The organism is Serratia sp. Sp408, assembly GCF_057180665.1.
In genome coordinates this window covers 1-26,172 of record NZ_JBXUFT010000003.1, presented here as the reverse complement: position 1 = coordinate 26,172, position 26,172 = coordinate 1, and the positions used below count along the sequence as shown (strand labels likewise).

Genomic DNA, 26,172 nt, shown 5'->3' with positions numbered 1-26,172 from the left:
GTGTTTAGATTACATTTGTCCAGTATTTGGCATTTTTGTCGCATAGGCGTAGCGCGGAACGGCTTTTATTCTGAGGGTAAACCGCTGTGGTTCATCATTGTCAGGGTAGGAGGACATTCCAATGGCCAAAATCGTCACGTTTACCTGCGAGCTGCCTAACGGCGTTCATGCTCGTCCCGCCAGCCACATCGAAACCCTGTGCAACGGTTTTCAATCATGCTTTCAGTGGCATAACACCCGTAATGAGCTGACCGGCGATGGCAAGAGCGTATTGTCATTGATTGGCGCGGATATTTTGCTGGGAGATAGCTGCCAGGTCACCATTGAAGGGGTTGATGAACAAGCGGCATTCGACAGATTGAGCCAGTTTATCGCACACGAATTCAGGCATTGCGATGATGCCTTGCCGACGATTGAACCCTGCGCCGAACAGGAACCTGTCCCGCTGTCGCTGGCCAATCTGCAGCCGACGCTGGTGCGTGGCCGCCCGGTATGTCAGGGCACCGCCAGCGGTAAACTGCTGCATCTGGCGGCTATCGATCTCAATGCCTTGGCGGATTTACCGCCAGCCGACGGCCTGGAGCAGGAGCAAAGCCGCCTGTTGGACGGGTTGGAACAATTGGATAAGGCATTGGAACTTCAACTGATGGAAGGGAATGGCGCAACCAGTGCGGTGTTGGTCGCACACCGCTCGCTGGTACGCGATGACGCTTTCCGCCAGCGGTTGCTGGACGCAGTACAAGCCGGAGAAAGCTGTGCCCGGTCGATCGTTGCTGCCGCGGCCTATTTCAGCCAGCGTCTGGCGCGCTCAAATAGCGCTTATCTGCGCGAACGCCAGCTGGATATACGTGACGTCGGTTTCCAACTGCTGCAGCAAATCTATGGCAGCCAGCGTTTTCCCTCTCAACGGGCGTTGAGCGAAGCCAGCATTTGCATGGCGGAGGAACTGACGCCGAGCCAGTTCCTCGAACTGGATAAACGTCATCTGAAGGGGTTGCTGCTAGCCAGCGGCGGCAGCACGTCGCATACCGTCATTCTGGCCAGATCGTTCAATATCCCCATGCTGGTAGGGGTGAATGCTGAACTGTTGCAAAACTATCTTGGCCAGCAGGTGCAAATCGATGGCGACCTTGGCCTGGTGGTCTGCGAATTAAACCCGCCGGTGCAGCGTTACTATCAGCAGGAGCAGTGGCTGAATGACCAGTTGCGACAACAGCAAAGTGCCTATCTGCATCATCCTGGCCGCACCGGTGACGGCGTGAAGATGGAGGTGGCAGCCAATATTGCGCACGCCGTGGAGGCCAGTGCGGCATTTGGCAACGGCGCTGAGGCGATTGGGCTGTTTCGCACCGAAATGCTGTATATGGACCGGGTAAGCGCGCCTACGGAGAGCGAACTCTACAATATTTACTGCCAGGCGGTAGAGGCCGCCGACGGCAAGACGATTATCGTTCGTACCATGGACATCGGCGGTGACAAGCCGGTGGATTACCTGAATATTCCTTCAGAAAACAATCCGTTTCTCGGTTATCGCGCGGTACGCATCTACCAGGAGTTTTTGCCGCTGTTTCATACCCAACTGCGGGCGATCCTGCGCGCCTCGGCGCACGGAGCGCTGAAAATCATGATCCCGATGATCTCGTCAATGGAGGAGATCCTGTGGGTCAAGGAACAGCTGGCCGAGGTTAAGCAGGCGTTACGTGCCGAGCAAATCCCGTTCGATGAAAAAATCCCACTGGGCATCATGCTGGAAGTGCCGTCGGTGATGTTCATCATCGATCAGTGTTGCGAGGAGATCGATTTCTTCAGCATTGGCAGCAATGACTTGACCCAATATCTGCTGGCGGTGGATCGCGATAACGCCAAAGTCATCAAGCATTACAACAGTCTGAACCCGGCCTTCCTGCGCGCGCTGGACCATGCGGTAGCTGCGGTGCATCGCCATGGCAAATGGATCGGGCTGTGCGGCGAATTGGCGGCAAAAGGTTCGGTATTGCCGTTGCTGGTGGGGCTGGGACTGGATGAAATCAGCATGAGCTCCCCCTCGATCCCGGCGACCAAGACGCGGCTGGTCAAGCTGGATAGCCGCGAATGCCGCCTGTTGCTCAACCGGGCGATGGCGTGCCGCACCTCGTTGGAAGTTGAACACCTGCTGGCGCAGTTCCGCATGGAGCAACGCGATGTCCCATTGATTTCGCCATCCTGCATTGCGCTCGGCGCTGACTGGCGCAGTAAAGAGGAGGTGATCAAGGGCATGACGGATAATCTGCTGCTGGCGGGGCGCTGCCGTTACCCGCGCAAGCTGGCAGCCGATCTGTGGGCGCGCGAAGCGGTGTTTTCCACCGGACTGGGTTTTGGCTTCGCTATACCGCATAGCAAATCCGAACATATTGAGCAGTCGACCATCAGCGTCGCCAGGCTGTCACAACCGGTGATATGGGGCGAGGAAGAGGTGCGATTCGTCATTATGTTGACGTTGAATAAACATGCGGCAGGCGACCGGCATATGCGTATTTTTTCTAAATTGGCCCGGCGCATCATGCATGACGAGTTTCGCACGGCGTTGGTCAATGCGGCGTCGGCACCACAGGTAGAAGCATTGTTGCAACAAGAGCTTGAACTGTAATTCACCGCAGGGCGCGTTGGCACCCTATTTTTTGGAGAACATCGATGGAACTCTATCTCGATACTGCCGACGTCGGCGCAGTAAAACGGCTGGCACGTATTCTGCCTTTGCAGGGCGTAACCACCAATCCGAGCATTATTGCCAGCTCACGCACCAGTCTGTGGGAGGTGTTACCGGCGCTGCATGAAGCGTTAGGGGGAGAGGGCAGACTATTTGCCCAGACCATGGCAAACAATGCGCCGCAGATAGTCGAAGAGGCGCTACGCCTGAATGAACGGGTGCCGGGGCTGGTGGTGAAGGTGCCGGTGACCGCGGAAGGGCTGGCGGCGATCAAGACGTTAAAAAGCCTGGCGATACCTACCTTGGGCACCGCGGTTTATGGTGCGGCACAAGGGCTGCTGTCGGTATTGGCCGGGGCGGACTATGTGGCGCCGTATGTTAATCGTATCGATGCGCAGGGAGGCAACGGCATTGCCACCGTCGCAGAGCTGCAGCAGTTACTGGAACGTCACGCTGCGCAAGCGAAGGTATTGGCTGCCAGTTTCAAAACCCCGCGTCAGGCATTGGATTGCCTGCTGGCGGGGTGCGGGGCGATAACCTTGCCACCGGAAATTGCGCAGCAGTTTATTAATGCGCCTGCGGTACAGGCGGCGGTGGTCAAGTTTGAGCAGGATTGGCAGGCGGCATTTGGCACGCTGCAACTGGAGTAACTCTCAGGGCCCGGCGTGGCCGAGCCCGTGCGGTGCTTATTTCACCCCCACCACGCCATGCTGGATAAACCAGTCCAGCATGCGTTGCCAGCCGTCCTGCGCTGATTCGGCATGGTAACTGGGGCGGTAATCGGCGTTAAACGCGTGGCCCGCTTGCGGATAGACCACGATGTCGGCATCCGCGTTGGCGGCGCGGATCGCCTGGCGCATACTTTCCACCGTTTCCTGCGGGATACTGCCGTCCTGCCCGCCGTATAACCCCAATACCGGCGCCGTCAGCTGCGTGGCGATATCCACCGGGTGTTTCGGTGAGTTGAGGGTTTTCTCTCCCACCAATTTGCCGTACCAGGCGACGGCGGCTTTCAGTTGCGGGTTATGCGCCGCATACAACCAGGTAATGCGCCCACCCCAGCAAAAACCGGTGATCGCCAACTTGCTGGCATCGCCACCATGGCGTATGGCCCAATTGGCGGTATGATCCAAATCGATCAGCACTTGCTTATCTGGCACTTTGCTGACCAGTTTTTGCAGCAGTTCGCTGATATCGCTGTAATCTCGTGCTTCACCCTGGCGGAAATACAGCTCAGGCGCGATCGCCAGATAGCCCTCTTTAGCCAGCCGGCGGCACAGATCCTGAATATGCTGATGAACGCCGAAGATTTCCTGTACCACCAGTACCACCGGGAAGGGGCCGTTATGAGCGGCCGGTTTGGCGATAAAGGCCGGCAGGTCGTCACCCTGTGACGGAATGGTGGTTTCACCCGCATGAATGCCTGCGTCGTCGGTATAAACAGTGGTTGCAGCCAACGGCGTGGTGGCCGGATTAAAACCCTCTTTGGCCTGTTTTAATGTCATCACGTATTCGGTTTTCATTGCGGTCTCCATGCAAGAGAAAAGCAGTTCTGCAAGTAACTATAGGTAAGATTGCGCCCGGTTGTCATCGTGGTGCGTGTGCCTGTAGTGGCTAGACTTGGACAAAACGCAGCGGTGAGAACGGCCATTTCTGTGATATAAATCACAAAAATTATGTAGATCGTAATTCGTTTCTTTATTGGTGGTGATGTTGGTCACGAAAAAGGGCGTTGATTTTCAGTAGAGTACTTTTTTGTTCCTCCCAATAATCTGATCTATGAGGAGTCTCTTATGTCTCAGTCTGACGTTTTCCATCTCGGCCTCACCAAAAATGATTTACAAGGGGCTCAGCTTGCGATTGTTCCTGGCGATCCGCAGCGTGTAGAGAAAATCGCCAAATTGATGGAAAACCCAGTGCATCTGGCGTCCCATCGTGAATTCACCTCATGGCGTGCAGAATTGGACGGCAAAGCGGTTATCGTTTGCTCGACTGGCATCGGCGGCCCTTCCACTTCTATCGCAGTAGAGGAATTGGCGCAACTGGGCATTCGCACTTTCCTGCGCATTGGTACTACTGGCGCGATTCAGCCGCATATCAACGTCGGTGATGTGCTGGTGACCACGGCGGCGGTACGCCTTGACGGTGCCAGCCTGCATTTTGCGCCAATGGAATTCCCGGCGGTAGCGGACTTCGCCTGCACCACCGCGTTGGTTGAAGCAGCCAAAGCCAGCGGTGCCAACACGCATATTGGCGTGACCGCGTCCTCCGATACTTTCTACCCGGGCCAGGAACGTTATGATACCTATTCCGGTCGCGTGGTCAGCCGGTTCAAAGGCTCGATGGAAGAGTGGCAATCCATGGGCGTAATGAACTATGAAATGGAATCCGCGACGCTGTTGACCATGTGCGCCAGTCAGGGCCTGCGTGCCGGTATGGTGGCCGGCGTGATCGTTAACCGTACCCAGCAGGAAATTCCGAATGCGGAAACCATGAAGCAAACCGAAAGCCATGCGGTGCAAATCGTGGTGGACGCGGCGCGCCGCCTGCTGTAATCCTCCAATGCAACGGGCCCTCACGCGGCCCGTTTCTCCATTCAGGCGTAATCTGTTACGGTGGTCTTCTCCGGCGTCGGCAGATCGTCATGATTGCCGCGTTGTCTTGGCACCGCTGGTGCTTTCTTCGACAATAATCAAGAGGATGTCTATGACTGCCCAGATTCTGCTTCATCCTTCACTTGCGCCGCTTGACGGTGGTATCAACTTCCGTGACTTGGGCGGCAACAGCGTGGCCGATGGCCGCCGTATCAAACGCGGTTTACTGTTTCGTTCCGGTTTGCTCGAACGGTTGACCGAAAATGACTGTACCTTTCTGGCCGGCGTGCCGGTACGGTCAGTGCTCGACTATCGCGATGCCGACGAAGTACAAGCCAAACCGGATGTGCTGTGGAGCGGTGCCGATTACCACCATTTCCCGGCCAACCCGTTGAGCAACGAGGTTAACGCCAACCTGGAAAGCCTGACCAGCGAAACCCTGGCAAACTTTGACGCGCGGGCCTTCATGCTGGAACTGTATCGTCGATTACCGTTTGGCAATGCGGCATATCGGCAGTTGGCCAACCTGCTGGCGCAGCCGGACGCCGGCGCTATTGTTCAGCACTGTGCGGTGGGCAAGGACCGTACCGGCATCGGTTCGGCACTGGTGTTGTTCGCGCTGGGGGCAGACCGGGCCACGGTTGTGGAAGACTATCTGCTGACGGAAACCACGCTGGCCAGCTTCCGCGAACATATGCTGGATCAGCTGTCCATTCGCCTGAACGACGCGGCGCTGGCGCAGTTTGCCTTCGTATTGAGCGCTCGCGAAGAGTTCCTGATGACTGCGCTTGGCTGCATCGATACACAGTACGGCAGCACCGATCGCTGGCTGGAAGCGGAGTACGGGCTGGGGGACAGCCAGCGCGAAACCCTGCGGGCGCACTATCTGGAATAGTCGTACAGCAAGCGCAATGTTTAGCCGGGGTTTAACCAACGTCGGCGGGCATTGCGTATCCTTGGGCAAAGGATATCCGGTATCAAGGAGACGGGTTTGAATCTGAACGACATTATCCACTGGGTCAGCGAAGTCGTGCGGCAGCACGAGGGCTGGGCCATTCCCATCATTTTCTTCCTGGCTTTTGGCGAATCGCTGGCGTTTCTGTCGCTGTTGCTGCCAGCCACGGTGATCCTGCTGGCGTTGGGGGCGCTGATTGGCGAAAGCGGCATTGCGTTCTGGCCGATTTGGGCTGCCGCGGCGGCGGGCGCCTTTTTTGGCGATTGGCTTTCCTATTGGGTCGGCTACCATTATCAGCAGCGGGTGGCGCATATGTGGCCGCTGTCACGCAATCCGCAACTGCTGGTGCGTGGCCACGCGTTTTTTGAACGCTGGGGCGTGCTCGGCATCTTCTTCGGGCGCTTCTTTGGCCCCCTGCGCGCCGTAGTGCCGCTGGTCGGCGGCATCTGTGCCATGCCGCAGCGCTATTTTCAATTGGCCAATATTACCTCGGCGATGATTTGGGCGTTCGGCATTCTTGCGCCGGGCGCATTTGGTATCAAGTGGCTAAGCCAGTGGTTTGGCTAGCGCTTTTGCTGTTTGCTCAGCGTTTCGCATTATTACCTGCAACATGCAAATCAGGCTGGACATCCATACAGTCTCCCCTTAACGTGACCGCAGCGGGCGTGTTACGCGCTGGAATAGAACAGGGTAACGGGAGGCAGGGTGGATACCAGTCTGATTTACGGTATTGGCGGGAGCGTGGTCGGCTTATTGCTCGGGTGGTTGATCGCCAATTTGCGGGTTCAGCAAAATCAGGCGCAGCACGAAACCGAACTGCGCCTGCTGGAGCAGTCGCTGCATCAGGCGCAGCAGGACATCACGCTGCGCCAGGAAACGCTACAGCGCCAGGAACAGCAGTTGCGGCAAAACGATCTCGAGCTGCGCAACGTGCACGGGCAACTGGCGGCGACGCAGGAAAAGCTGAGCCAGCTCGAGCACTGGCGCAACGAATGCGAACTGCTGAATCAGGAACTGCGCGCCCAGCGTGAGGTGAACAGCGTGCAGGAAGCCGAGCTGCGCGAAGTCACTATCCGTCTGGAAGAAACGCGCATGGCCGCAGAGGAAAAACAGCGCCTGCTGATCAATAGCGAGCAGCGTCTGACTACCCAGTTCGAAAACCTGGCCAACCGAATATTTGAGCACAGCGGTCGTAAAGTGGATGAACAGAACAGGCAGAGTCTGGATCGCCTGCTGCTGCCGCTGCGTGAACAGCTCGACGGTTTCCGCCGCCAGGTGCAGGACAGCTTTGGTCAGGAGGCACGGGAGCGCCATACCCTGACGCATGAAATCCGTAATCTGCAACAGTTGAATGCCCAGATGGCTCGGGAGGCGATCAACCTCACCAAGGCGTTGAAAGGGGATAACAAAACCCAGGGCAATTGGGGCGAGGTGGTGCTGAGCCGGGTACTCGAAGCGTCCGGCCTGCGCGAAGGTCATGAATACGAAACCCAGGTCAACGTGCGGCTGGATCACCAGAGTCGTATGCAGCCGGACGTAATAGTGCGGTTGCCGCAGGGGAAAGACGTGGTGATCGACGCCAAAATGTCGCTGGTGGCCTACGAGCGCTATTTCAACAGCGAAGACGACGCGGAGCGAGAAGCGGCGTTGAGCGAACATATCGCATCGCTGCGCGGGCATATTCGTTTGCTGGGCCGCAAGGATTATCAGCAATTACCGGGCTTGCGCTCGCTCGATTACGTGCTGATGTTTATCCCGGTCGAACCGGCCTTCCTGTTGGCGATAGATCGGGAGCCCGAATTGATCAGCGAAGCGCTGAAGCACAATATCATGCTGGTTAGTCCGACCACGCTGCTGGTGGCGTTACGTACCATCACCAACCTGTGGCGCTATGAGCATCAGAGCCAGAACGCCCAGCGTATCGCCGATCGTGCTGCGCGGTTGTATGACAAAATGCGACTGTTTGTCGATGATATGTCGGCGTTGGGGCAAAGCCTCGACAAAGCGCAGGGGAGCTATCGCCAGGCGATGAACAAACTGAGTGAAGGCCGTGGTAATCTTATCGGCCAGACTGAAGGTTTCCGCGCGCTGGGGGTCGAAGTAAAACGCCCGATCAACCCGCTGTTGGCGCAGCAGGCCAGCGCTCAGGATCGGGGGGATTCGCCGGCGGCGGACGAGGAACACATCAGCGCGCTGTCAGAAGCCCATGACGACCAGGACGGCCGGGAATCACGCCACGCATCGCAAGGCTGAACGCCGCTGCAAGGTGGGGTATTTCGCCGGGTTCTGGTACACTCCACAACACAAAATTGACTGAATAGCAGGCAGGACAATGGCAGATCAATCGCAGGAAACCACCGATTTCGGTTTTCGCACCGTAGCCCGTGAAGAAAAACAGGCCATGGTTGCTGACGTTTTTCACTCGGTAGCCGCAAAATATGACGTGATGAACGATCTGATGTCGTTTGGCATCCATCGTGTCTGGAAGCGTTTTACCATCGATTGCAGCGGCGTGCGCCGGGGCCAGCGCGTGCTGGATCTGGCCGGCGGTACTGGCGACCTGGCCGCCAAGTTCTCCCGCATGGTGGGTGAACAAGGGCAGGTGGTGCTGGCGGATATCAACGAATCGATGCTGAAGATGGGCCGCGAAAAACTGCGCGACCGTGGCATTGTCGGCAACATCAGCTATGTGCAGGCCAACGCCGAAGCGCTGCCGTTCCCGGACAACTATTTCGATTGCATTACCATTTCCTTCGGGTTGCGCAACGTCACCGACAAAGACAAGGCACTGCGTTCCATGTTCCGCGTCCTAAAGCCGGGCGGCCGTCTGCTGGTGCTGGAGTTTTCCAAGCCGCTGCTGGAGCCGTTGAGCAAAGCCTACGACGCTTACTCCTTCCACGTATTGCCGAAGATTGGCGAACTGGTGGTGAAAGATCCGGACAGTTACCGTTACCTGGCCGAGTCGATTCGCATGCATCCGGATCAGGAAACGCTGAAAGGCATGATGCAGACCGCCGGTTTTGAAAACGTCAGCTATTTCAACCTGACCGGCGGCATTGTCGCTTTACATCGCGGCTTCAAGTTCTGATATGGACATGCCGATGCTGTTAACCCCCTTGCTGACCGGCGTGCTGGAAACCACGCTCAATAGTCTGCTGTTCCGCGATCGTAGCATGAAGATGGCCCGTCAGCGCTTGGCCGGCAAAGTGCTGCGTATCGAACTGCAAGAGTTTTCCTCGCCGCTGATACTGATCTTCAGCGAGCAGCGGGTAGACGTGCTCGGCCAATCGGAAGACAGCGCCGACTGTACGGTGCAAAGCCGAATACCGGTGCTGCTGAAGTTGCGCGATCGTCAGCAGCTGTCACCGCTGATGCGTAGCGGCGAGCTGATTGTCGAAGGCGATATACAGGTTGTCCAACAACTGGTGGGATTACTCGATCTGGCTGAATGGGATCCGGCGGAATGGCTGGCTCCTTACGTCGGCGATATCGCAGCGCAAGGTATCACCCAGGTGTTCGGCAAAGGCGCCGGCCTGCTTAGAGCGGGGGTGCAAAGCCAACTGCATTACGTGGCGGAAACGTTGACCGAAGAATGGCGCGTGGCGCCAGGTCCCCTGGAAGTCGTGTGGTTCAATGAAGAAGTGGATGCGGTGAGCCGCGATGTTGAATCCCTGTTAGTCCGCATGGACAAGTTGGAGGGTAAGCGATGACCCCTGGCGAACTACGCCGCCTGTATTTGATCGTGCGTGTTTTTCTCAGTTATGGCCTGGATGAACTGATTCCCAGGATACGGCTGACGCTGCCGTTGCGTATTGGTCGCCGTCTGCTGTTCTGGATGCCAAATCGTCACAAGGACAAACCGTTGGGCGAGCGTTTACGGCTGGCATTGCAAGAGCTGGGCCCGGTATGGATCAAGTTTGGCCAGATGATGTCGACGCGGCGTGATTTGTTCCCGCCGCAGATTGCCGATCAACTGACCCTGTTGCAGGATCGGGTAGCGCCGTTTGACGGCGCGTTGGCGCGCCAGCATATTGAACTGGCGATGGGGGGCCCACTGGAACAATGGTTTGACGATTTTGACCAGCAGGCGCTGGCCTCCGCCTCCATTGCCCAGGTGCATACCGCGCGCTTGAAAAGCAACGGTCAGGAAGTGGTGCTGAAGGTGATTCGTCCCGATATTGGGCCGATTATCAAGGCCGATGTACGCTTGATGTACCGTTTGGCCGGCTGGGTGCCGAAGCTGTTGCCGGACGGCCGCCGTCTGCGCCCGCGTGAAGTGGTGCGCGAATATGAAAAGACCCTGCTGGATGAGTTGAACCTGCTGCGTGAAGCGGCGAACGCCATCCAACTGCGCCGTAATTTTGAAGGCAGCCCGATGCTGTACGTGCCGGAAGTCTATTCGGACTACTGTCGCGAAAGTGTGCTGGTGATGGAACGCATCTATGGCATACCGGTTTCCGATATCCCTACGCTGGAAAAGCAGGGCACCAACATGAAGCTGCTGGCAGAACGTGGTGTCCAGGTATTCTTTACCCAGGTGTTCCGTGACAGCTTTTTCCACGCCGACATGCACCCAGGCAACATATTTGTCAGCTACGAACATCCGGAAGATCCATGCTATATCGGCATCGACTGCGGCATCGTCGGTTCCCTTAACAAAGACGACAAGCGCTATCTCGCTGAAAACTTTATTGCTTTCTTTAACCGGGATTATCGCAAGGTGGCGGAGTTGCACGTTGATTCCGGCTGGGTACCGCGTGATACCAACGTCGAGGACTTTGAGTTTGCCATTCGCACCGTATGCGAGCCCATTTTCGAAAAGCCGCTGGCGGAAATATCTTTCGGCAACGTATTACTGAACTTGTTTAATACCGCGCGCCGTTTCAATATGGAAGTCCAGCCGCAACTGGTGTTATTACAGAAGACCTTGTTGTATGTTGAAGGTCTGGGGCGGCAGCTCTACCCGCAACTGGATCTGTGGACCACGGCGAAGCCGTTCCTGGAAAGCTGGCTGCGCGATCAGGTCGGCATCCCCGCAGTGGTGCGCGCGCTGAAGGAAAAAGCCCCGTTCTGGGCGGAGAAACTTCCTGAATTACCTGAATTATTTTATGACAGTTTGCAACAGCACAAACTGTTGCAACAAAGCGTCGATAAGCTGACTCACCAAATGCAGGCGCAGCGCGTTCGCCAAGGCCAATCACGTTATTTGTTCGGCGTTGGCGCTACACTGTTAGTCAGTGGCACGATGCTGCTGTTGGGGGGCACCGAGGTGCTCCCGGCCTGGATGATGGCCGGCGGAGTCGTCGCCTGGCTAGTGGGTTGGAAACGCGCGAGCTGAATATATTCCCCTTTGCCCACGTTCTCGGTGCCGCTGTATGACGAGAATGGCGCTGAGGGGCTCGTAACCTGGTTAAAAATTGCCGTATAATGCGGCAAATTGAAATAACCCCTGTAAAGATAGAGGTAATTGGAATGGGCGGTATTAGTATTTGGCAATTGTTGATCATCGCAGTGATCGTGGTGCTGCTGTTCGGTACCAATAAACTCCGTACTCTGGGGTCAGATCTCGGTGCATCAATCAAGGGCTTCAAAAAAGCGATTGGCGATGATAATACACCGCCAGCGAACACCACTGAAAAAAACAGTCACGATGCTGACTTTACGGCTAAGCCTATCACCGATAAGCAGCCGGAAGCGAAAACTGAAGAGTCGAAGAACAAAGAGCAGGTATAAACCGTGTTTGACATTGGGTTTAGTGAACTGCTGCTGGTATTGGTAATCGGTTTGGTGGTGCTTGGGCCGGAACGATTGCCAGTCGCGGTAAGAACGGTTGCGGGCTGGATCCGCGCGCTACGTTCGCTGGCCGCGTCGGTGCAAAACGAACTGTCTCAAGAGTTGAAGCTGCAAGAACTGCAGGACAGTTTGAAAAAGGCCGAGCAGGCCGGGTTGCAGAATCTGACGCCAGAGCTGAAGGCATCGATGGATGAACTGAAAGATGCGGCTGAATCGCTGAAACGCTCGTATACCGACCATGGCGATGACCCTGCTCCGACGATTCATAATCCGCTGGTAACCGAGCCGGAGGCGCTACATGACGGCGTCACCCCTGCTGAGGCGGCAAGTAGCGTGACGGCTCCGGCCGCCACGCCTAAAGCAGTGGAAAATGCGCCGCCGGTAGCGCCGCCTGAGTCGCTGCCGGCTGCCGAACACGCGACCAAGGCCAGCATCGAACCTGTTGTGGGTAAAACCCCTGCGTCTCACCAACCTAATGGCGATCGTTAAAACATGGCTGTTGAAGAAACCCAGCCGCTTATCAGTCATCTGATTGAACTGCGTAAGCGTCTGTTGAACTCGATTATCAGCGTACTGGTGATTTTTATCGCATTGGTGTTTTTTGCCAATGATATTTACCAGCTGGTTTCTGCACCGTTAATCAAGCAGCTGCCCGCAGGGGCCAGTATGATAGCCACCGACGTGGCCTCGCCTTTCTTTACGCCGATCAAACTGACGATGATTGTTTCGGTGTTCGTTTCTGCCCCGGTCATTCTGTATCAGGTTTGGGCATTTATCGCTCCGGCGCTGTATAAACACGAACGTCGCCTGATGATGCCGCTGCTGTTTTCCAGCAGCCTGCTGTTCTATCTGGGCATGGCATTTGCCTATTTCATCGTGTTCCCGCTGGCGTTTGGTTTTTTTGCCAAAACCGCGCCGGTTGGCGTACTGATTGCTACCGATATCAATAACTATCTTGATTTCGTCATGGCGCTGTTTATGGCCTTTGGCGTGGCGTTTGAAGTGCCGGTGGCAATCATTCTACTTTGCTGGAGCGGTGTCACCACGCCTGAAGATCTGCGCAAGAAGCGGCCTTACGTTCTGGTCGGGGCTTTTGTGGTAGGAATGCTGCTGACGCCGCCGGACGTATTTTCGCAAACTCTGTTGGCGATCCCGATGTACTTGTTGTTTGAAGTCGGGGTGTTCTGCGCCAGGTTCTACGTTGGCAAGCGCCGGCCACAGCCGGAAGAAGAAGACGAGGGTGATGAGCACCCGGTGCCTTGATCTGTTTCTCTGAACCGCCCTGATTGGGCGGTTTTTGCTTTGGAAAAACCATGTTTGATATTGGCGTTAATCTGACCAGTTCTCAATTTGCCAAAGATGGCGCACAGGTAGTGGATCGCGCGCGTCAGGCTGGCGTAACCGGTATGCTGATAACCGGCACCTGCGTACAGGAAAGTCTGGCCGCCAGCGCGCTGGCGCAAGATTATCGCGATTATTGCTGGTCGACTGCCGGTGTGCATCCTCATCATGCCAGTGAATGGAATACGCAGACCGCCGAGCAGCTACGGGCGTTGGCCGGTAGGCCAGAGGTGGTGGCAATCGGTGAATGTGGATTGGATTTCAATCGAAACTTTTCTACGCCCGACCAACAGGAAGCGGCATTCAGCGCGCAGTTGGCGTTAGCTGCCGATTTGCAGATGCCGGTGTTTCTGCATTGCCGTGAAGCGCACTCGCGATTTGTTGCACTGCTGTCGCCATGGCTGGATAAATTGCCCGCTGCCGTAGTGCATTGTTTTACCGGTACGGCAGAAGAGTTAACGGACTGTTTGTCCCTTGGGTTGTCCGTCGGCATTACCGGCTGGGTATGCGACGAGCGGCGTGGATTGGCGTTGCGCGCATTATTGCCGCAGATCCCGGCGGACCGTTTGCTGTTGGAAACCGATGCTCCCTATCTGCTGCCACGGGATTTACAGCCCAAACCGGCATCTCGCCGCAACGAACCGGGTTTTTTGCCCCACCTTGTCCGACAGGTCGCCGCCTGGCGGCAGGAAGATCCTCAGTGGCTGGGGCAGATAACCGATCAAAATGCGCGCCGCATCTTCCAATTGACCTGAGTAAGCCGCTATCGGGCACAAAACACGCCCGCTACGTTTACATTTTTTCGAACTGGCGATTATCCAGGCTTTGTGTGATCTGTTTATTGATCAGGTTAAGTAGCAGCATCGAGCGAGCTTCACCGTCGGGTTCGGTGTAAATCGCGTGCAGCCCTTCGAACACGCCGTCGGTAATCAGCACGGTATCGCCCGGCTGTGGCGTTTCCGGATCGACATAGCTGTCGCTGGTATGTGCCCGCAGTTCTTCTATTACCTTGAGTGGAATCATCGTCGGTAGTGAACCGAAACGCACAAAGTGGCTGACGCCGCGCGTGGCGCTGATGGTGGTGGTATGGATGCGCTCAGGGTCAAATTCCACAAACAGGTAATTGGGGAACAGGGGTTCGCTGACCGCGGTACGTTTGCCACGCACGATTTTTTCCAGCGTAATGATCGGACTCAGGCAGTTCACCGCCTGCCGTTCCAAATGTTCCTGCGCCCGCAACAGCTGGCCGCGTTTGCAATACAGTAGATACCAAGATTCCATAATTTCACATGCCTTTCAGTCAGCAGGTAAGCATAACAAAAGCTATTACGGATACCTAGTGAAGCGAATTCGCGCGCTATGTGCGTCTATCTGTTTGAATTGGCAGCTTTTGCGCCTTGTCACACTCTTTGCCAACCTGCTCGGGTATAACAGGGGGCTAAAAATTTGTTACCGTGACAGTATGGCAAGCTGGCGCTGTTGCCTATGTGACGCTATTCATCATTCTACGAACGAGGGAGAGAAATGGAGCTATTTCTGCTGAGTAACGGCAAACTTTCAGGTGAATCCGAACTGTTGGGGTATGCCAAGCCTCAGTTGCGGGCGATGATTGAGCGCCGTAACATCACTTCAGCGCTGTTGATTCCCTATGCGCTTATCCGCAGTGATTACGATCAAAGGGCCGAGGAATTGGCACAAACTCTGGGTATCGCGGTCAGCAGCATTCATCATGCGGCATCGCCGGCAGCGGCTATCGAGCAGGCTGAATGTATTCTGATCAGCGGCGGTAATACCTGGATGCTGAACCAGCAACTGCATGAGCAGGGGCTGATCGTGCCTATCCAGCGTGCGGTACGCGAGCGTAATGTGCCTTATGTCGGCTGGAGCGCCGGTTGTAACGTGGCGACGCCAAGTATTCGCACCACCAATGATATGCCGGTGCGCAACAGCGTGGTGTTGCCGGCGCTGGGGCTGTTTCCGCTGCAAATCAACCCGCACTATATTGACGCGCATATCAGCGGGCATATGGGGGAAACGCGTGATGAACGTTTGGCGGAGTTCTGTGCGGTGAATCCGAGTGAATCGGTGGTGGCGTTGCGTGAGGGCAGTCTGCTGCGAGTCAGCGGCAACGATCTGCATTATTTCAGCGCGCGCGAGCAGGGTTTCAAGATTTTCCGCCATGGGCAGGAGCCGCAGGAATATCACGATACGCTGGCATTGCGCCCGCTGGTGTCGTTTGATTGTCACTGACAGAGTGTCGAAGCATCGCCCTTTGTTTAACAAAATTGCAGCAACAACCGTGAAGAGGGCTTATAATGCCCTCCTCACTGGCCGTTATAATGATCAGCATGAAATACCGTGACTTACGCGATTTCCTCTCGTTGCTGGAAAAGAGAGGGGAACTAAAACGCATCAGCCAGCCGATCGATCCCTATCTGGAAATGACAGAAATTGCCGATCGCACGTTGCGTGCGGGCGGCCCGGCGCTGCTGTTCGAAAACCCGAAAGGTTACGACATGCCGGTGCTGTGCAATCTGTTCGGCACCGCCAATCGCGTGGCGATGGGCATGGGCCAGGAAGACGTCAGCGCGCTGCGTGACGTGGGCAAGTTGCTGGCTTTCCTGAAAGAGCCAGAGCCGCCGAAAGGCTTCCGCGATCTGTTCGACAAGATGCCAAAGTTTAAACAAGTACTGAATATGCCGACCAAGGTATTGGGTTCCGCACCCTGTCAGGAGCAGGTGTGGCAAGGGGATGACGTCGATCTCGGCCGCATTCCGGTGATGCACTGCTGGCCGGAAGACGCCGCGCCGCTGATCACCTGGGGCCTGACCGTTACCCGCGGGCCGCACAAGGAGCGTCAAAATCTTGGTATCTATCGTCAGCAGGTGCTGGGCAAGAACAAGGTCATCATGCGCTGGCTGTCGCATCGTGGCGGCGCGCTGGATTATCTGGAATGGTGTCAGGCGCATCCCGGTGAGCGTTTCCCGGTGGCGGTGGCGTTGGGAGCCGATCCGGCGACCATTCTTGGTGCGGTGACGCCGGTGCCGGACAACCTGTCCGAATACGCCTTCGCCGGGCTGTTGCGTGGTAACAAGACCGAAGTGGTCAAGTGCATCTCCAACGATCTCGAAGTCCCTGCCAGTGCGGAAATCGTCCTTGAAGGCTATATCGAGCCGGGCGAGATGGCACCTGAAGGCCCGTACGGTGACCATACCGGTTATTACAACGAGATCGACCATTTCCCAGTATTCACCGTCACCCATATCACCCAGCGCCGCGATGCCATTTATCATTCGACTTACACTGGCCGTCCACCGGACGAGCCGGCAGTAATGGGGGTGGCGCTGAACGAAGTGTTCGTGCCGATCCTGCAAAAGCAGTTCCCGGAAATCGTCGACTTCTATTTGCCGCCGGAGGGCTGTTCGTACCGCCTGGCCGTGGTGACCATCAAAAAACAGTATCCTGGTCACGCCAAGCGAGTGATGATGGGGGTCTGGTCGTTCCTGCGTCAGTTTATGTACACCAAGTTTGTCATTATCTGCGACGACGACGTCAACGCACGTGACTGGAATGATGTGATTTGGGCGATCACCACACGAATGGATCCGGCAAGGGATACCGTGATGGTGGAGAATACGCCAATCGATTATCTGGACTTCGCCTCGCCGGTTTCCGGGCTGGGATCGAAGATGGGGCTGGACGCCACCAATAAATGGCCGGGTGAAACCCAGCGCGAGTGGGGCCGTCCGATCCAGATGGATGAAAAGGTGCGCGCGCGCGTCGATGAAATCTGGGATGAGCTCGCAATTTTCAGTGACAGAGAACCGACATTATAATGTAGCCAACGTAATTGGAGTGGCATTGCGGCGGTAACGCAACGCATTCCTGACCGCTTACTCGCGTAAGAGGCTGGGGTGTGTGGGGAAGCCAACGAAGATGCGGCTGCAACTATGGTGGGTATGTCAGGCTTTGTTCTCAGTTTTGCATAGATGACCCGACAGAGGGAACGCATGACAATATTGAGCTGTACAGTGACCTCGGTAGAGGCCATTACCGATACCGTTTATCGGGTACGTCTGGTGCCGGAAGCGCCGGTTTCATTCAAGGCAGGACAATATCTGATGGTGGTGATGGACGAGCGCGACAAGCGTCCGTTTTCGCTGGCCTCAACCCCGAAGCAGCAGGATTATATCGAGCTGCACATCGGCGCATCAGAACTGAATCTGTATGCCATGGCGGTGATGGATCGTATCTTGAAAGAGCAGGCGATTAACGTGGATATGCCGCACGGCGATGCCTGGCTGCGTGAAGACGGCAGTCGTCCGCTGGTGTTGATTGCCGGCGGCACCGGTTTTTCCTACGCGCGTTCGATCTTGCTGACCGCGTTGGAACAGCAGCCTAATCGCGAGGTTTCCATCTATTGGGGCGGGCGCGAACTGAAGCATCTGTACGATCTGAGCGAACTGGAAGCGCTGTCGCTGCAACACCCCAACCTGAACGTGATCCCGGTGGTCGAACAGCCTGAAGCCGAGTGGCGTGGCCGTAGCGGTACCGTGTTGAGCGCAGTATTGCAGGATTTCGGTTCGCTGGCAGGGCATGATATTTATATTGCCGGTCGGTTTGAAATGGCGAAGATTGCACGTGAACGTTTCTGTGCTGAACGCGGTGCACAAGAAGCGCGCATGTTCGGCGATGCCTTTTCGTTTATTTGATCGACATGTGATGTATCAGTAGGGTGGCCCGGCGCTGCCCTATTTTTTTGCCTGTACCAAACGGCAGGCATAAAAAACCCGCCCCTGACAGGCGGGAAGTACGGCAACAAAACGTGCGCGACGACCCGGCATTGGCTGCCGGAATCGCCGAAGATAGACACAGCTATACGCGTTCAAATACCGTGGCGATCCCCTGACCCAGGCCGATGCACATGGTCGCCAGACCAAACTGCACGTCCCGGCGCTCCATCAGGTTCAGCAAGGTGGTAGAAATACGCGATCCGGAGCAGCCCAATGGGTGCCCAAGGGCGATGGCGCCGCCGTTCAGGTTGACCTTGTCGTCGAGGCTGTCGAGCAACCCCAGATCCTTGATGCAGGGCAATGACTGAGCGGCAAAGGCTTCGTTCAGTTCGAACAGGCCAATGTCCTGTATGCTCAGACCGGCGCGCTTTAGCGCCAGTTGGCTGGCGGGTACCGGGCCATAACCCATGATGGAAGGATCGCAGCCGACCACCGCCATCGAGCGGATGCGTGCCCGCGCTTTCAGGCCGAGCGCGTTGGCACGTGACTCACTCATAAGCAGCATGGCGGATGCACCATCGGACAGGGCTGACGACGTACCGGCAGTAACCGTTCCGTTGACCGGATCAAAGGCCGGACGCAGTGCGGCCAGACTTTCGACGGTCGTTTCTGGGCGGATTACTTCGTCATAGTCGTAGCGGGTCAGCACCCCGTCGGCATCGTGGCCGGTGGTGGCAATGATTTCCGCTTTAAAGTGGCCAGACTGGGTTGCCGCATAGGCGCGCTGATGCGAGCGGGCAGCAAACTCATCCTGCATTTGACGGCTGATATTATGCATCTTGGCCAGCATTTCGGCGGTCAGCCCCATCATGCCGGCGGCTTTCGCTACCGATCGGCTCAGTCCGGGGTGAAAATCCACGCCGTGGTTCATCGGCACGTGACCCATGTGTTCCACGCCGCCAATCAGACTGACATGCGCGTCGCCCACCATAATGGCGCGTGCGGCGTCATGCAGCGCCTGCATGGAGGAGCCGCACAGGCGGTTGACCGTCACCGCCGGCACGGTATGTGGGATCTCCGCCAGTAATGCGGCGTTACGGGCGATGTTAAAACCCTGTTCCAGGGTTTGCTGTACGCAGCCCCAATAAATGTCATCAATGGCCGTGGCGTCCAGCGCCGGGTTGCGGCTCAGTACGGCGCGCATCAGGTGGGCCGACAGATCTTCGGCGCGAACCTGCCGGAAAGCCCCCCCTTTGGAACGGCCCATCGGCGTGCGAACGGCATCAACAATCACTACATTTTCCATCTTTACGACCTCATGCCGGTTGGCCAGTGGCGACATCGGTGAGTGGTTCTGCCACCGGGTAGTAGCTTTCATTACGTTCGGCTTTGGCGCGCAAGCCGGCCGGAACTTCATACAGTGCGCCCAGATGCGCGTAACGCTGTGCCATGTCCAGGTAATTGGCGCTGCCCAGGGTATCCAGGTAGCGGAAAACGCCGCCGTGGAACGGCGGGAAGCCGATGCCGTATACCAGCGCCATATCCGCTTCGGCCGGGCTGGCGATAATGCCTTCCTCAAGGCAGCGCACTACTTCGTTGATCATCGGGATCATCATGCGGGCAATGATTTCTTCGCCACTGATGTTCTGGCGTGGTTGGCTGACGTCGGCCAGCAGTGCATCCGTTTGCTCGTCGTTGTCTTTGCGTGGCTTGCCTTTGCTGTCCTGACTGTAGCGGTAGAAACCCAACTGGTTTTTCTGGCCGAAACGCTGGTTGTCGAACATGACGTCCACCGCGTCGCGGTAGTTTTTTGCCATACGTTCCGGGAACCCGGCGGCCATCACCGCCTGGGCGTGGTGCGCGGTATCAATGCCCACCACGTCAAGCAGATACGCCGGGCCCATTGGCCAACCGAACTGTTTCTCCATTACTTTATCAACCGTGCGGAAGTCCGCGCCGTCACGCAGCAGCAGGCTGAAGCCGGCAAAGTAGGGGAACAGCACACGGTTAACAAAGAACCCTGGACAATCGTTGACGACAATCGGCGTTTTTCCCATGCGTGAAGCGTAAGACACCACCGCAGCGATGGTGCTGTCGCTAGTGTGCTCGCCGCGAATGATTTCGACCAATGGCATGCGATGCACCGGATTAAAGAAGTGCATGCCGCAGAAGTTCTGCGGTCGCTTGAGCGATTTGGCCAATTCGTTAATCGGAATGGTCGAGGTATTGGAGGCCAGCACGGTCTGTTCACCAATCAGGGCTTCTACTTCTGACAGTACGGCAGCCTTGACCTTCGGGTTTTCTACCACGGCTTCGACAATCACCTGCGCCCGCTCGATCCCGGCGTAGTCCAGCGTCGGCTGAATGGTGGCCAGTACGCCGGCCATCTTCATGCCGTCCAGCTTGCCGCGCTCCAACTGTTTGTTCAGCAGTTTGGCCGCTTCGCTCATGCCGAGCGCCAATGATTTCTCATTAATGTCCTTCATGATCACTGGCACGCCTTTCAGCGCGGACTGGTAGGCAATGCCGCCGCCCATGATACCGGCACCCAGTACTGCTGCCTGCTTTGGCGCTTCCTGCTTATTGGCCAGTTTTTTCGCCTGGCTTTTAACGAACTGATCGTTCAGGAAGATGCCGACCAGTGCACGTGCCTCGTTGGAGCGCGCCAATGGCACAAAACTGGCGGTTTCCAGTTTCAACGCGTCGTTGCGCCCCATCCTGGCCGCTGCTTCAATGGTTTTTACCGCGGTCATTGGCGCAGGATAATGTTTGCCGGCAGTTTGCAGCACCATGCCCTTGGCCGTGGTGAAACTCATCGCGGCTTCTATTGGGCTTAATTTCAACGGCTCAAGTTTAGGTCGGCGGTAGGCACGCCAGTCGAGCTGACCTTCTATCGCCTGTTGCAGCATTTTCAGCGCCGCGTCCGCCAGTTTTTCAGGCGCGACGACGGCATCCACCAGGCCTACTTTCAGCGCGTCTTTGGCGCTGATGTCTTTACCGGCGGCAATAATTTCCAGCGCACTGTCATTACCCAGCAGTCGTGGCAGACGCACGGAGCCGCCGAAGCCCGGCATGATGCCCAGCCGGGTTTCCGGCAGGCCGATACGTGCATCCGGCGACGCCACGCGGAAATCCGTTGCCAACACGCATTCGCAGCCGCCGCCCAGCGCATAGCCATTGATGGCCGAAATGGTCGGTACCGGCAGATCTTCCAGACGGTTAAAGATGGCGTTGGCAAAATTCAGCCATTGTTCGAGCTTTTCTGCCGGTGCGGCAAACAGTGACAGAAATTCGGTGATGTCGGCACCGACAATAAATGCGGCTTTATTGGAGCGCAGCAGCAGACCCTTCAGCGCAGTTTGCTTTTCCAGCACTGCGAGCGCTTCGCCCAGCGCCGCCACGGTGCGGGTGTCCAGTTTGTTGACTGAACCGGGGGCATCGAACACCAGCTCGGCGATGCCGTTATCGAGCCAGTGCAGTTGTAAGGTTTCGCCTTGGTAGAGCATGTCTATCTCCTGAATCAGCGCATGTGATCTGGTATGACCAGATGAGGCTGAGTGTGGTTTTTATGTTAACAATATGCAAATGGAACATTGCGTTTTTGCAGCGCCGATCACAGCGAGATAATTTAATATTTTGATTTTTATGATTATTATTTTTATATGTTTGGCCACGCTACCCGCAGGTTTCATCACGGCTGGGCTCGTTTGCGAGGCGTTTCGCCTGCCTGGCGAGGGAGGGTTGGAGCGCAGAATCAGTGTGTTAAGATGGCGCATTCCGATCTCGAGGACATAAGGGTACTGTGATGGAAACGCTGGCTTCTTTGTATAATGACCACCTGGCTGAACTGCAACGACGTGCGCAGGAACTGTTAGCGCGTAATAATCTGGATGCGTTGCTGATTCATTCCGGTGAACTGCAACGGGTATTTCAGGATGACCACCATTACCCATTTAAAGTTAATGCGCACTTCAAGGCCTGGGTACCGGTAACCACGGTGCCGAACTGCTGGCTGTGGGTCGATGGCGTTAACAAACCGAAGCTGTGGTTCTATTCTCCAGTAGATTACTGGCATAGCGTCGAAGTGCTGCCAGACAGCTTCTGGACCAAGGCGATCGAACTGATGCCGTTGGCCAATGCCAGTGATATTGCCCAGCAGTTGCCACCGCAGCGTGAGCGAGTGGGGTACATTGGTTATGCTCAGCAACGCGCGCGTGATTTGGGCATCAGCGCAGAGAACATTAATCCGCAGGCGGTGCTGAATTACCTCGATTTTCACCGTTCGATCAAAACCGGTTACGAACAGGCATGCATGCGCGAAGCGCAGAAGACCGCGGTAATGGGTCATCGTGCGGCGCATGAAGCCTTCCTCTCCGGCATGAGCGAGTTCGACATCAATCTGGCCTATCTGACCGCCACGGGGCATCGCGATACCGATGTGCCTTACGACAACATTGTGGCGCTCAATGAACATGCTTCCGTACTGCACTATACCAAGCTGGATCACCAGCCACCGGCCGAGGTGCGCAGCTTCCTGATCGACGCCGGTGCCGAATACAACGGTTATGCGGCCGATTTGACACGTACCTATGCGGCGCAGAGCGGCAGTGATTTTGCCCAGTTGGTGAAAGATCTCAACGACGAGCAACTGGCGTTGATTGAAACCATCAAACCCGGCGTGCGTTACACGGATTATCATGTGCAGATGCATCAGCGTATTGCCAATCTGTTGAAGAAACACCAACTGGTGAATGACATCAGTGAAGAAGCCATGGTGGAGCATGGCATTACCTGCCCGTTCCTGCCACATGGCCTGGGTCACCCGCTGGGTTTGCAGGTGCATGATGCCGCAGGTTTTATGCAGGATGAAAACGGCACGCATCTGGCTGCGCCGAGCAAGTATCCCTTCCTGCGTTGTACGCGTGTACTGCAACCGGGCATGGTGTTGACCATCGAACCGGGGTTGTACTTTATTGAATCGCTGCTGGCGCCATGGCGCGATGGTGAGTTCGGCAAGCACTTTGCCTGGGAACGCATCGAAGCGCTGAAGCCTTACGGTGGCATTCGTATTGAAGACAACATCATCATTCACGAAAAACGCGTAGAAAACATGACGCGCGATCTTAATCTGGCCTGATGCACGCTTACCCGATTCCTGCGGCCGTCATCAGCGTGAATGAAGAGATAAAAAAAAGCCGTTTTATTACTTTTTTGGCGCCGACCTGTGGAATAGATGCCGCCAAGGCATTTATTCTACAAGTCAAGGAAGAGCATCCGGCGGCCCGGCATCATTGCTGGGCCTTTGTTGCTGGCGCGCCGAGCGATTCGCAGCAATTGGGTTTTTCCGATGATGGAGAACCGTCTGGTACGGCGGGCAAACCCATTCTGGCCCAATTGATGGGTAGCGGCATTGGCGAAGTCACCGCGGTAGTGGTGCGCTATTACGGTGGTATCAAACTTGGCACCGGTGGTTTGGTTAAAGCCTATGGCAATGGCGTACAGCAGGCGTTGAAGCAACTGACGCTGATCAGCAAAGTACCGCAGTTGGAATATACTTTGCTGTGTGACTATGCGCAGTTGGCGCTGGTCGAAAATTTGTTGCAGCAAATGGAAGGGCAGATTTTGCACGGGGAGTATGGTGCGAAGGTGTTGTTGCACCTGGCGCTGCCGGCAACGGGGGTCGAGGCATTCGGCAATAAATTACGTGATCTGAGTCGCGGTAATTTGCAATTAGCCCCTATTTCGCAATAATCCCCCCCAACTGAATTGCTAAGGATCGTGCTGAAATGCATTTTCGCGCCATAACCCGTATCGTTGGTTTGTTGGTCATCTTATTCTCCGGGACGATGTTTATCCCTGGCTTGGTGGCGTTGATTTACCGTGACGGGGCCGGCCGGGCGTTTACACAGACCTTCTTTGTGGCGGTGACCATCGGGCTGATGCTGTGGTGGCCGAACCGGAAACAGAAAAACGAATTGAAACCCCGCGAGGGTTTTTTAATTGTCGTCCTGTTCTGGACGGTGCTGGGTAGCGTAGGGGCATTGCCTTTCCTGTTTTCCGAGCGGCCCAACCTTTCCCTTACCGATGCCTTCTTCGAGTCGTTCTCCGGCTTGACTACCACCGGCGCGACGACTCTGGTCGGCCTGGATTCATTGCCCAAGGCGATTTTATTCTATCGCCAGATGCTGCAGTGGATGGGCGGCATGGGGATCATCGTGCTGGCCGTGGCCATTTTGCCGATTCTCGGCGTCGGTGGCATGCAGCTTTACCGGGCCGAAATGCCTGGCCCGTTGAAAGACAACAAGATGCGGCCACGTATTGCCGAAACGGCGAAGACCTTGTGGCTGATTTACGTACTGTTGACCATCGCTTGCGCCTTGGCATTGTGGGGCGCCGGCATGTCGGTATTCGACGCCATTGGCCACAGTTTTTCAACCATCGCCATTGGCGGGTTTTCCACTCACGACGCCAGCATCGGTTATTACGCCAGTCCTACCATCAATACCATCATTGCGGTGTTCCTGCTGATATCAGGGTGTAACTACGGTTTGCACTTTGCATTGTTGAGCGGCCGAAACCTGAAGGTCTACTGGCGCGATCCGGAGTTTCGCATGTTCATCTTCGTGCAGCTTACGCTGGTGGTGGTCTGCACGGTGATACTTTGGTGGCATGGCGTTTATCAGTCTGGTCTGGAAACCATCAATCAGGCTTTCTTTCAGGTGGTATCAATGGCGACTACGGCCGGCTTTACGACCGACAGTATCGCCAAGTGGCCGCTGTTCTTGCCGATGTTGTTGCTGTGTTCAGCCTTCATCGGCGGCTGTGCCGGTTCGACCGGCGGCGGCCTGAAAGTGATCCGCATTTTGCTGCTGTATCTGCAAGGGTCGCGTGAACTGAAAAGATTGGTGCACCCCAATGCTGTCTATACCATCAAACTCGGTAACCGCGCGCTGCCGGAGCGTATCCTGGAGGCGGTATGGGGCTTCTTCTCTGCTTATGCTCTGGTGTTTATCATCAGTATGCTGGCGATCATCGCCACCGGTGTCGATGACTTCTCGGCGTTCGCCGCAGTGACTGCAACATTGAACAACCTGGGGCCGGGGCTGGGGGTGGTCGCGGACAACTTCACCACCATGCCACCGCCGGCAAAATGGATACTTGTATTGACCATGTTATTCGGCCGACTGGAAGTATTCACTCTGCTCGTTCTTTTCACGCCGACGTTCTGGCGTGAATGATCCTATAAGGAGTAACGCCATGAAGGCATTGATTCTGTATTCGAGCCGTGATGGGCAAACACGCGCTATTGCTTCTTATATAGCAAGCCAGCTGCAGGATACGCTGAGCTGTGAGGTGATTGATTTGCTGCAGGCAGAGAATGTCGATCTTGAGCAGTATCAACGCGTCATGATCGGTGCATCTATTCGTTACGGTCATTTCCATCCGGCGTTGGATAAATTCGTCAAAGTTCATGCCGCGCGTTTGAATCAGATGCCGAGCGCTTTTTTCTCGGTGAACCTGACGGCGCGGAAACCGGAAAAGCGTTCGCCGCAGACTAACGGCTATACGCGCAAGTTCCTGCTTGCTTCGCCGTGGCGACCTACGCAGTGTGCGGTATTCGCCGGCGCATTGCGTTATCCGCGCTACCGCTGGTTCGATCGCATCATGATTCAATTTATTATGCGCATGACCGGCGGGGAAACGGATAGCAGTAAAGAAGTGGAATACACAAATTGGCAGGAAGTAGACCGCTTTGCCCAGGAATTCCGCCAGTTGCCGTACGAAAAGTAACGAAAACGCTGTCTTGTGCAGCGTTTTGTCGAAAAAAGCCGCGCTTGAAAAGTTTTTTGAAATTAGGGGTTGCGGCCTTCTGAGAACTCCCTATAATGCGCCTCCACTGACCGGGAACAACGACTGCTTAAACGCAAGACGAACCACCCAGTCAGTGAGACGAAAGCGAAATAAACGCTTGACTCTCAGGGCGAAAAGCGTAGTATACGCAGCCCGCGCCGATGAGTTTTAACGCCGGCGATGCTCTTTAACAATTTATCAGACAATCTGTGTGGGCAC

The 26,172-nt window shown here is 56.0% G+C and carries 24 protein-coding genes; 20 read left to right on the top strand and 4 right to left on the bottom strand.

Annotated features, from left to right (window positions below):
- Positions 1-121: 121 nt before the first annotated feature.
- The gene (gene ptsP, locus AC2AXP_RS12530) at positions 122-2,626 is read left to right on the top strand and encodes a phosphoenolpyruvate--protein phosphotransferase (RefSeq protein WP_004957635.1); all 2,505 of its coding nucleotides are present in this window, start codon (positions 122-124) and stop codon (positions 2,624-2,626) included.
- Between the two features lie 44 nt (positions 2,627-2,670).
- Positions 2,671-3,336 carry a fructose-6-phosphate aldolase gene (gene fsa / locus AC2AXP_RS12525; protein WP_004957638.1) on the top strand — a complete coding sequence of 222 codons (666 nt, stop codon included), beginning with the start codon at positions 2,671-2,673 and terminating at the stop codon, positions 3,334-3,336.
- A gap of 36 nt (positions 3,337-3,372) precedes the next feature.
- Here fsa and AC2AXP_RS12520 read toward each other — a convergent pair whose 3' ends face one another.
- Positions 3,373-4,209: a dienelactone hydrolase family protein gene (locus AC2AXP_RS12520; RefSeq protein WP_039991570.1), complete on the bottom strand. Its 837-nt coding sequence runs from the start codon at positions 4,207-4,209 to the stop codon at positions 3,373-3,375.
- A 270-nt stretch (positions 4,210-4,479) separates the two neighbouring features.
- Between AC2AXP_RS12520 and udp the strand changes: the two genes are divergently transcribed.
- The 11 genes from udp (at position 4,480) to tatD (ending at position 14,124) form a co-directional block, all read left to right on the top strand.
- The gene (udp, locus tag AC2AXP_RS12515) at positions 4,480-5,241 is read left to right on the top strand and encodes a uridine phosphorylase (RefSeq protein WP_004957645.1); all 762 of its coding nucleotides are present in this window, start codon (positions 4,480-4,482) and stop codon (positions 5,239-5,241) included.
- 151 nt (positions 5,242-5,392) lie between these two features.
- On the top strand, positions 5,393-6,175 hold the full coding sequence (locus AC2AXP_RS12510; RefSeq protein WP_484381714.1) for a tyrosine-protein phosphatase: 783 nt from the start codon (positions 5,393-5,395) through the stop codon (positions 6,173-6,175).
- Between the two features lie 96 nt (positions 6,176-6,271).
- Positions 6,272-6,802: a DedA family protein gene (locus AC2AXP_RS12505; RefSeq protein ID WP_039991574.1), complete on the top strand. Its 531-nt coding sequence runs from the start codon at positions 6,272-6,274 to the stop codon at positions 6,800-6,802.
- Between the two features lie 138 nt (positions 6,803-6,940).
- Positions 6,941-8,488: a DNA recombination protein RmuC gene (gene rmuC, locus AC2AXP_RS12500; protein ID WP_273868732.1), complete on the top strand. Its 1,548-nt coding sequence runs from the start codon at positions 6,941-6,943 to the stop codon at positions 8,486-8,488.
- A 79-nt stretch (positions 8,489-8,567) separates the two neighbouring features.
- The gene (gene ubiE / locus AC2AXP_RS12495; RefSeq protein ID WP_004957660.1) at positions 8,568-9,323 is read left to right on the top strand and encodes a bifunctional demethylmenaquinone methyltransferase/2-methoxy-6-polyprenyl-1,4-benzoquinol methylase UbiE; all 756 of its coding nucleotides are present in this window, start codon (positions 8,568-8,570) and stop codon (positions 9,321-9,323) included.
- 13 nt (positions 9,324-9,336) lie between these two features.
- Complete coding sequence (gene ubiJ, locus AC2AXP_RS12490) at positions 9,337-9,945, top strand: ubiquinone biosynthesis protein UbiJ (RefSeq protein ID WP_039992517.1); 609 nt, start codon at positions 9,337-9,339, stop codon at positions 9,943-9,945.
- Entirely contained in the window at positions 9,942-11,573 is a 1,632-nt protein-coding gene (gene ubiB, locus AC2AXP_RS12485) for a ubiquinone biosynthesis regulatory protein kinase UbiB (protein WP_004957665.1), read from the top strand. The genes ubiJ and ubiB overlap by 4 nt, the downstream gene beginning before the upstream one ends.
- A gap of 134 nt (positions 11,574-11,707) precedes the next feature.
- The gene (tatA, locus tag AC2AXP_RS12480; RefSeq protein ID WP_088499812.1) at positions 11,708-11,968 is read left to right on the top strand and encodes a Sec-independent protein translocase subunit TatA; all 261 of its coding nucleotides are present in this window, start codon (positions 11,708-11,710) and stop codon (positions 11,966-11,968) included.
- A gap of 3 nt (positions 11,969-11,971) precedes the next feature.
- Complete coding sequence (gene tatB, locus AC2AXP_RS12475; protein ID WP_004957669.1) at positions 11,972-12,517, top strand: Sec-independent protein translocase protein TatB; 546 nt, start codon at positions 11,972-11,974, stop codon at positions 12,515-12,517.
- Between the two features lie 3 nt (positions 12,518-12,520).
- A complete protein-coding gene (gene tatC, locus AC2AXP_RS12470) occupies positions 12,521-13,291 on the top strand; it encodes a Sec-independent protein translocase subunit TatC (protein ID WP_004957672.1) in 771 nt (256 codons plus the stop codon).
- Between the two features lie 50 nt (positions 13,292-13,341).
- On the top strand, positions 13,342-14,124 hold the full coding sequence (gene tatD / locus AC2AXP_RS12465) for a 3'-5' ssDNA/RNA exonuclease TatD (RefSeq protein WP_004957677.1): 783 nt from the start codon (positions 13,342-13,344) through the stop codon (positions 14,122-14,124).
- 37 nt (positions 14,125-14,161) lie between these two features.
- Here the strand turns inward: tatD and rfaH are convergent, their stop codons facing one another.
- Positions 14,162-14,650, bottom strand: a complete 489-nt coding sequence (gene rfaH / locus AC2AXP_RS12460; RefSeq protein ID WP_484381713.1) for a transcription/translation regulatory transformer protein RfaH — start codon at positions 14,648-14,650, stop codon at positions 14,162-14,164.
- A 243-nt stretch (positions 14,651-14,893) separates the two neighbouring features.
- On the opposite strand from rfaH, the gene pepE reads away from it, so the two are divergent.
- From pepE to fre, 3 genes are all read left to right on the top strand, one after another.
- Positions 14,894-15,619: a dipeptidase PepE gene (gene pepE / locus AC2AXP_RS12455; protein WP_004957683.1), complete on the top strand. Its 726-nt coding sequence runs from the start codon at positions 14,894-14,896 to the stop codon at positions 15,617-15,619.
- Between the two features lie 89 nt (positions 15,620-15,708).
- Positions 15,709-17,205 carry a 4-hydroxy-3-polyprenylbenzoate decarboxylase gene (gene ubiD, locus AC2AXP_RS12450; RefSeq protein WP_088499811.1) on the top strand — a complete coding sequence of 499 codons (1,497 nt, stop codon included), beginning with the start codon at positions 15,709-15,711 and terminating at the stop codon, positions 17,203-17,205.
- Positions 17,206-17,379: 174 nt separating this feature from the next.
- The gene (fre, locus tag AC2AXP_RS12445; protein ID WP_198774051.1) at positions 17,380-18,081 is read left to right on the top strand and encodes an NAD(P)H-flavin reductase; all 702 of its coding nucleotides are present in this window, start codon (positions 17,380-17,382) and stop codon (positions 18,079-18,081) included.
- A gap of 163 nt (positions 18,082-18,244) precedes the next feature.
- On the opposite strand, the gene fadA is transcribed toward fre, so the two are convergent.
- Together fadA and fadB are read right to left on the bottom strand one after the other, a co-directional pair.
- The gene (gene fadA, locus AC2AXP_RS12440; RefSeq protein WP_039992518.1) at positions 18,245-19,408 is read right to left on the bottom strand and encodes an acetyl-CoA C-acyltransferase FadA; all 1,164 of its coding nucleotides are present in this window, start codon (positions 19,406-19,408) and stop codon (positions 18,245-18,247) included.
- Positions 19,409-19,418: 10 nt separating this feature from the next.
- Positions 19,419-21,608 (bottom strand): fatty acid oxidation complex subunit alpha FadB, encoded by a 2,190-nt coding sequence (fadB, locus tag AC2AXP_RS12435; RefSeq protein ID WP_004957696.1) that lies wholly within the window; start codon positions 21,606-21,608, stop codon positions 19,419-19,421.
- A 299-nt stretch (positions 21,609-21,907) separates the two neighbouring features.
- Between fadB and pepQ the strand changes: the two genes are divergently transcribed.
- The 4 genes from pepQ to hemG are packed head-to-tail and all read left to right on the top strand — an operon-like array spanning position 21,908 to position 25,893.
- A complete protein-coding gene (gene pepQ / locus AC2AXP_RS12430) occupies positions 21,908-23,239 on the top strand; it encodes a Xaa-Pro dipeptidase (protein WP_484381712.1) in 1,332 nt (443 codons plus the stop codon).
- The gene (locus AC2AXP_RS12425) at positions 23,239-23,853 is read left to right on the top strand and encodes an IMPACT family protein (RefSeq protein ID WP_198774049.1); all 615 of its coding nucleotides are present in this window, start codon (positions 23,239-23,241) and stop codon (positions 23,851-23,853) included. The genes pepQ and AC2AXP_RS12425 overlap by 1 nt, the downstream gene beginning before the upstream one ends.
- A gap of 35 nt (positions 23,854-23,888) precedes the next feature.
- Entirely contained in the window at positions 23,889-25,340 is a 1,452-nt protein-coding gene (gene trkH / locus AC2AXP_RS12420; protein ID WP_004957707.1) for a Trk system potassium transporter TrkH, read from the top strand.
- A gap of 19 nt (positions 25,341-25,359) precedes the next feature.
- Positions 25,360-25,893, top strand: coding sequence for a menaquinone-dependent protoporphyrinogen IX dehydrogenase (gene hemG / locus AC2AXP_RS12415; RefSeq protein WP_484381711.1), 534 nt, complete (start codon positions 25,360-25,362; stop codon positions 25,891-25,893).
- Positions 25,894-26,172 lie beyond the last annotated feature (279 nt).

Bases quoted from the DNA above. Each gene is read 5' to 3' on its own strand.
- ptsP (WP_004957635.1), top strand. From the start codon at position 122: ATGGCCAAAATCGTCACGTTTACCTGCGAGCTGCCTAACGGCGTTCAT.
- fsa (WP_004957638.1), top strand. From the start codon at position 2,671: ATGGAACTCTATCTCGATACTGCCGACGTCGGCGCAGTAAAACGGCTG.
- AC2AXP_RS12520 (WP_039991570.1), bottom strand. From the start codon at position 4,209: ATGAAAACCGAATACGTGATGACATTAAAACAGGCCAAAGAGGGTTTT.
- udp (WP_004957645.1), top strand. From the start codon at position 4,480: ATGTCTCAGTCTGACGTTTTCCATCTCGGCCTCACCAAAAATGATTTA.
- AC2AXP_RS12510 (WP_484381714.1), top strand. From the start codon at position 5,393: ATGACTGCCCAGATTCTGCTTCATCCTTCACTTGCGCCGCTTGACGGT.
- ubiE (WP_004957660.1), top strand. From the start codon at position 8,568: ATGGCAGATCAATCGCAGGAAACCACCGATTTCGGTTTTCGCACCGTA.
- ubiJ (WP_039992517.1), top strand. From the start codon at position 9,337: ATGCTGTTAACCCCCTTGCTGACCGGCGTGCTGGAAACCACGCTCAAT.
- ubiB (WP_004957665.1), top strand. From the start codon at position 9,942: ATGACCCCTGGCGAACTACGCCGCCTGTATTTGATCGTGCGTGTTTTT.
- tatA (WP_088499812.1), top strand. From the start codon at position 11,708: ATGGGCGGTATTAGTATTTGGCAATTGTTGATCATCGCAGTGATCGTG.
- tatC (WP_004957672.1), top strand. From the start codon at position 12,521: ATGGCTGTTGAAGAAACCCAGCCGCTTATCAGTCATCTGATTGAACTG.
- tatD (WP_004957677.1), top strand. From the start codon at position 13,342: ATGTTTGATATTGGCGTTAATCTGACCAGTTCTCAATTTGCCAAAGAT.
- rfaH (WP_484381713.1), bottom strand. From the start codon at position 14,650: ATGGAATCTTGGTATCTACTGTATTGCAAACGCGGCCAGCTGTTGCGG.
- pepE (WP_004957683.1), top strand. From the start codon at position 14,894: ATGGAGCTATTTCTGCTGAGTAACGGCAAACTTTCAGGTGAATCCGAA.
- ubiD (WP_088499811.1), top strand. From the start codon at position 15,709: ATGATCAGCATGAAATACCGTGACTTACGCGATTTCCTCTCGTTGCTG.
- fre (WP_198774051.1), top strand. From the start codon at position 17,380: ATGACAATATTGAGCTGTACAGTGACCTCGGTAGAGGCCATTACCGAT.
- fadA (WP_039992518.1), bottom strand. From the start codon at position 19,408: ATGGAAAATGTAGTGATTGTTGATGCCGTTCGCACGCCGATGGGCCGT.
- fadB (WP_004957696.1), bottom strand. From the start codon at position 21,608: ATGCTCTACCAAGGCGAAACCTTACAACTGCACTGGCTCGATAACGGC.
- pepQ (WP_484381712.1), top strand. From the start codon at position 21,908: ATGGAAACGCTGGCTTCTTTGTATAATGACCACCTGGCTGAACTGCAA.
- AC2AXP_RS12425 (WP_198774049.1), top strand. From the start codon at position 23,239: ATGCACGCTTACCCGATTCCTGCGGCCGTCATCAGCGTGAATGAAGAG.
- trkH (WP_004957707.1), top strand. From the start codon at position 23,889: ATGCATTTTCGCGCCATAACCCGTATCGTTGGTTTGTTGGTCATCTTA.
- hemG (WP_484381711.1), top strand. From the start codon at position 25,360: ATGAAGGCATTGATTCTGTATTCGAGCCGTGATGGGCAAACACGCGCT.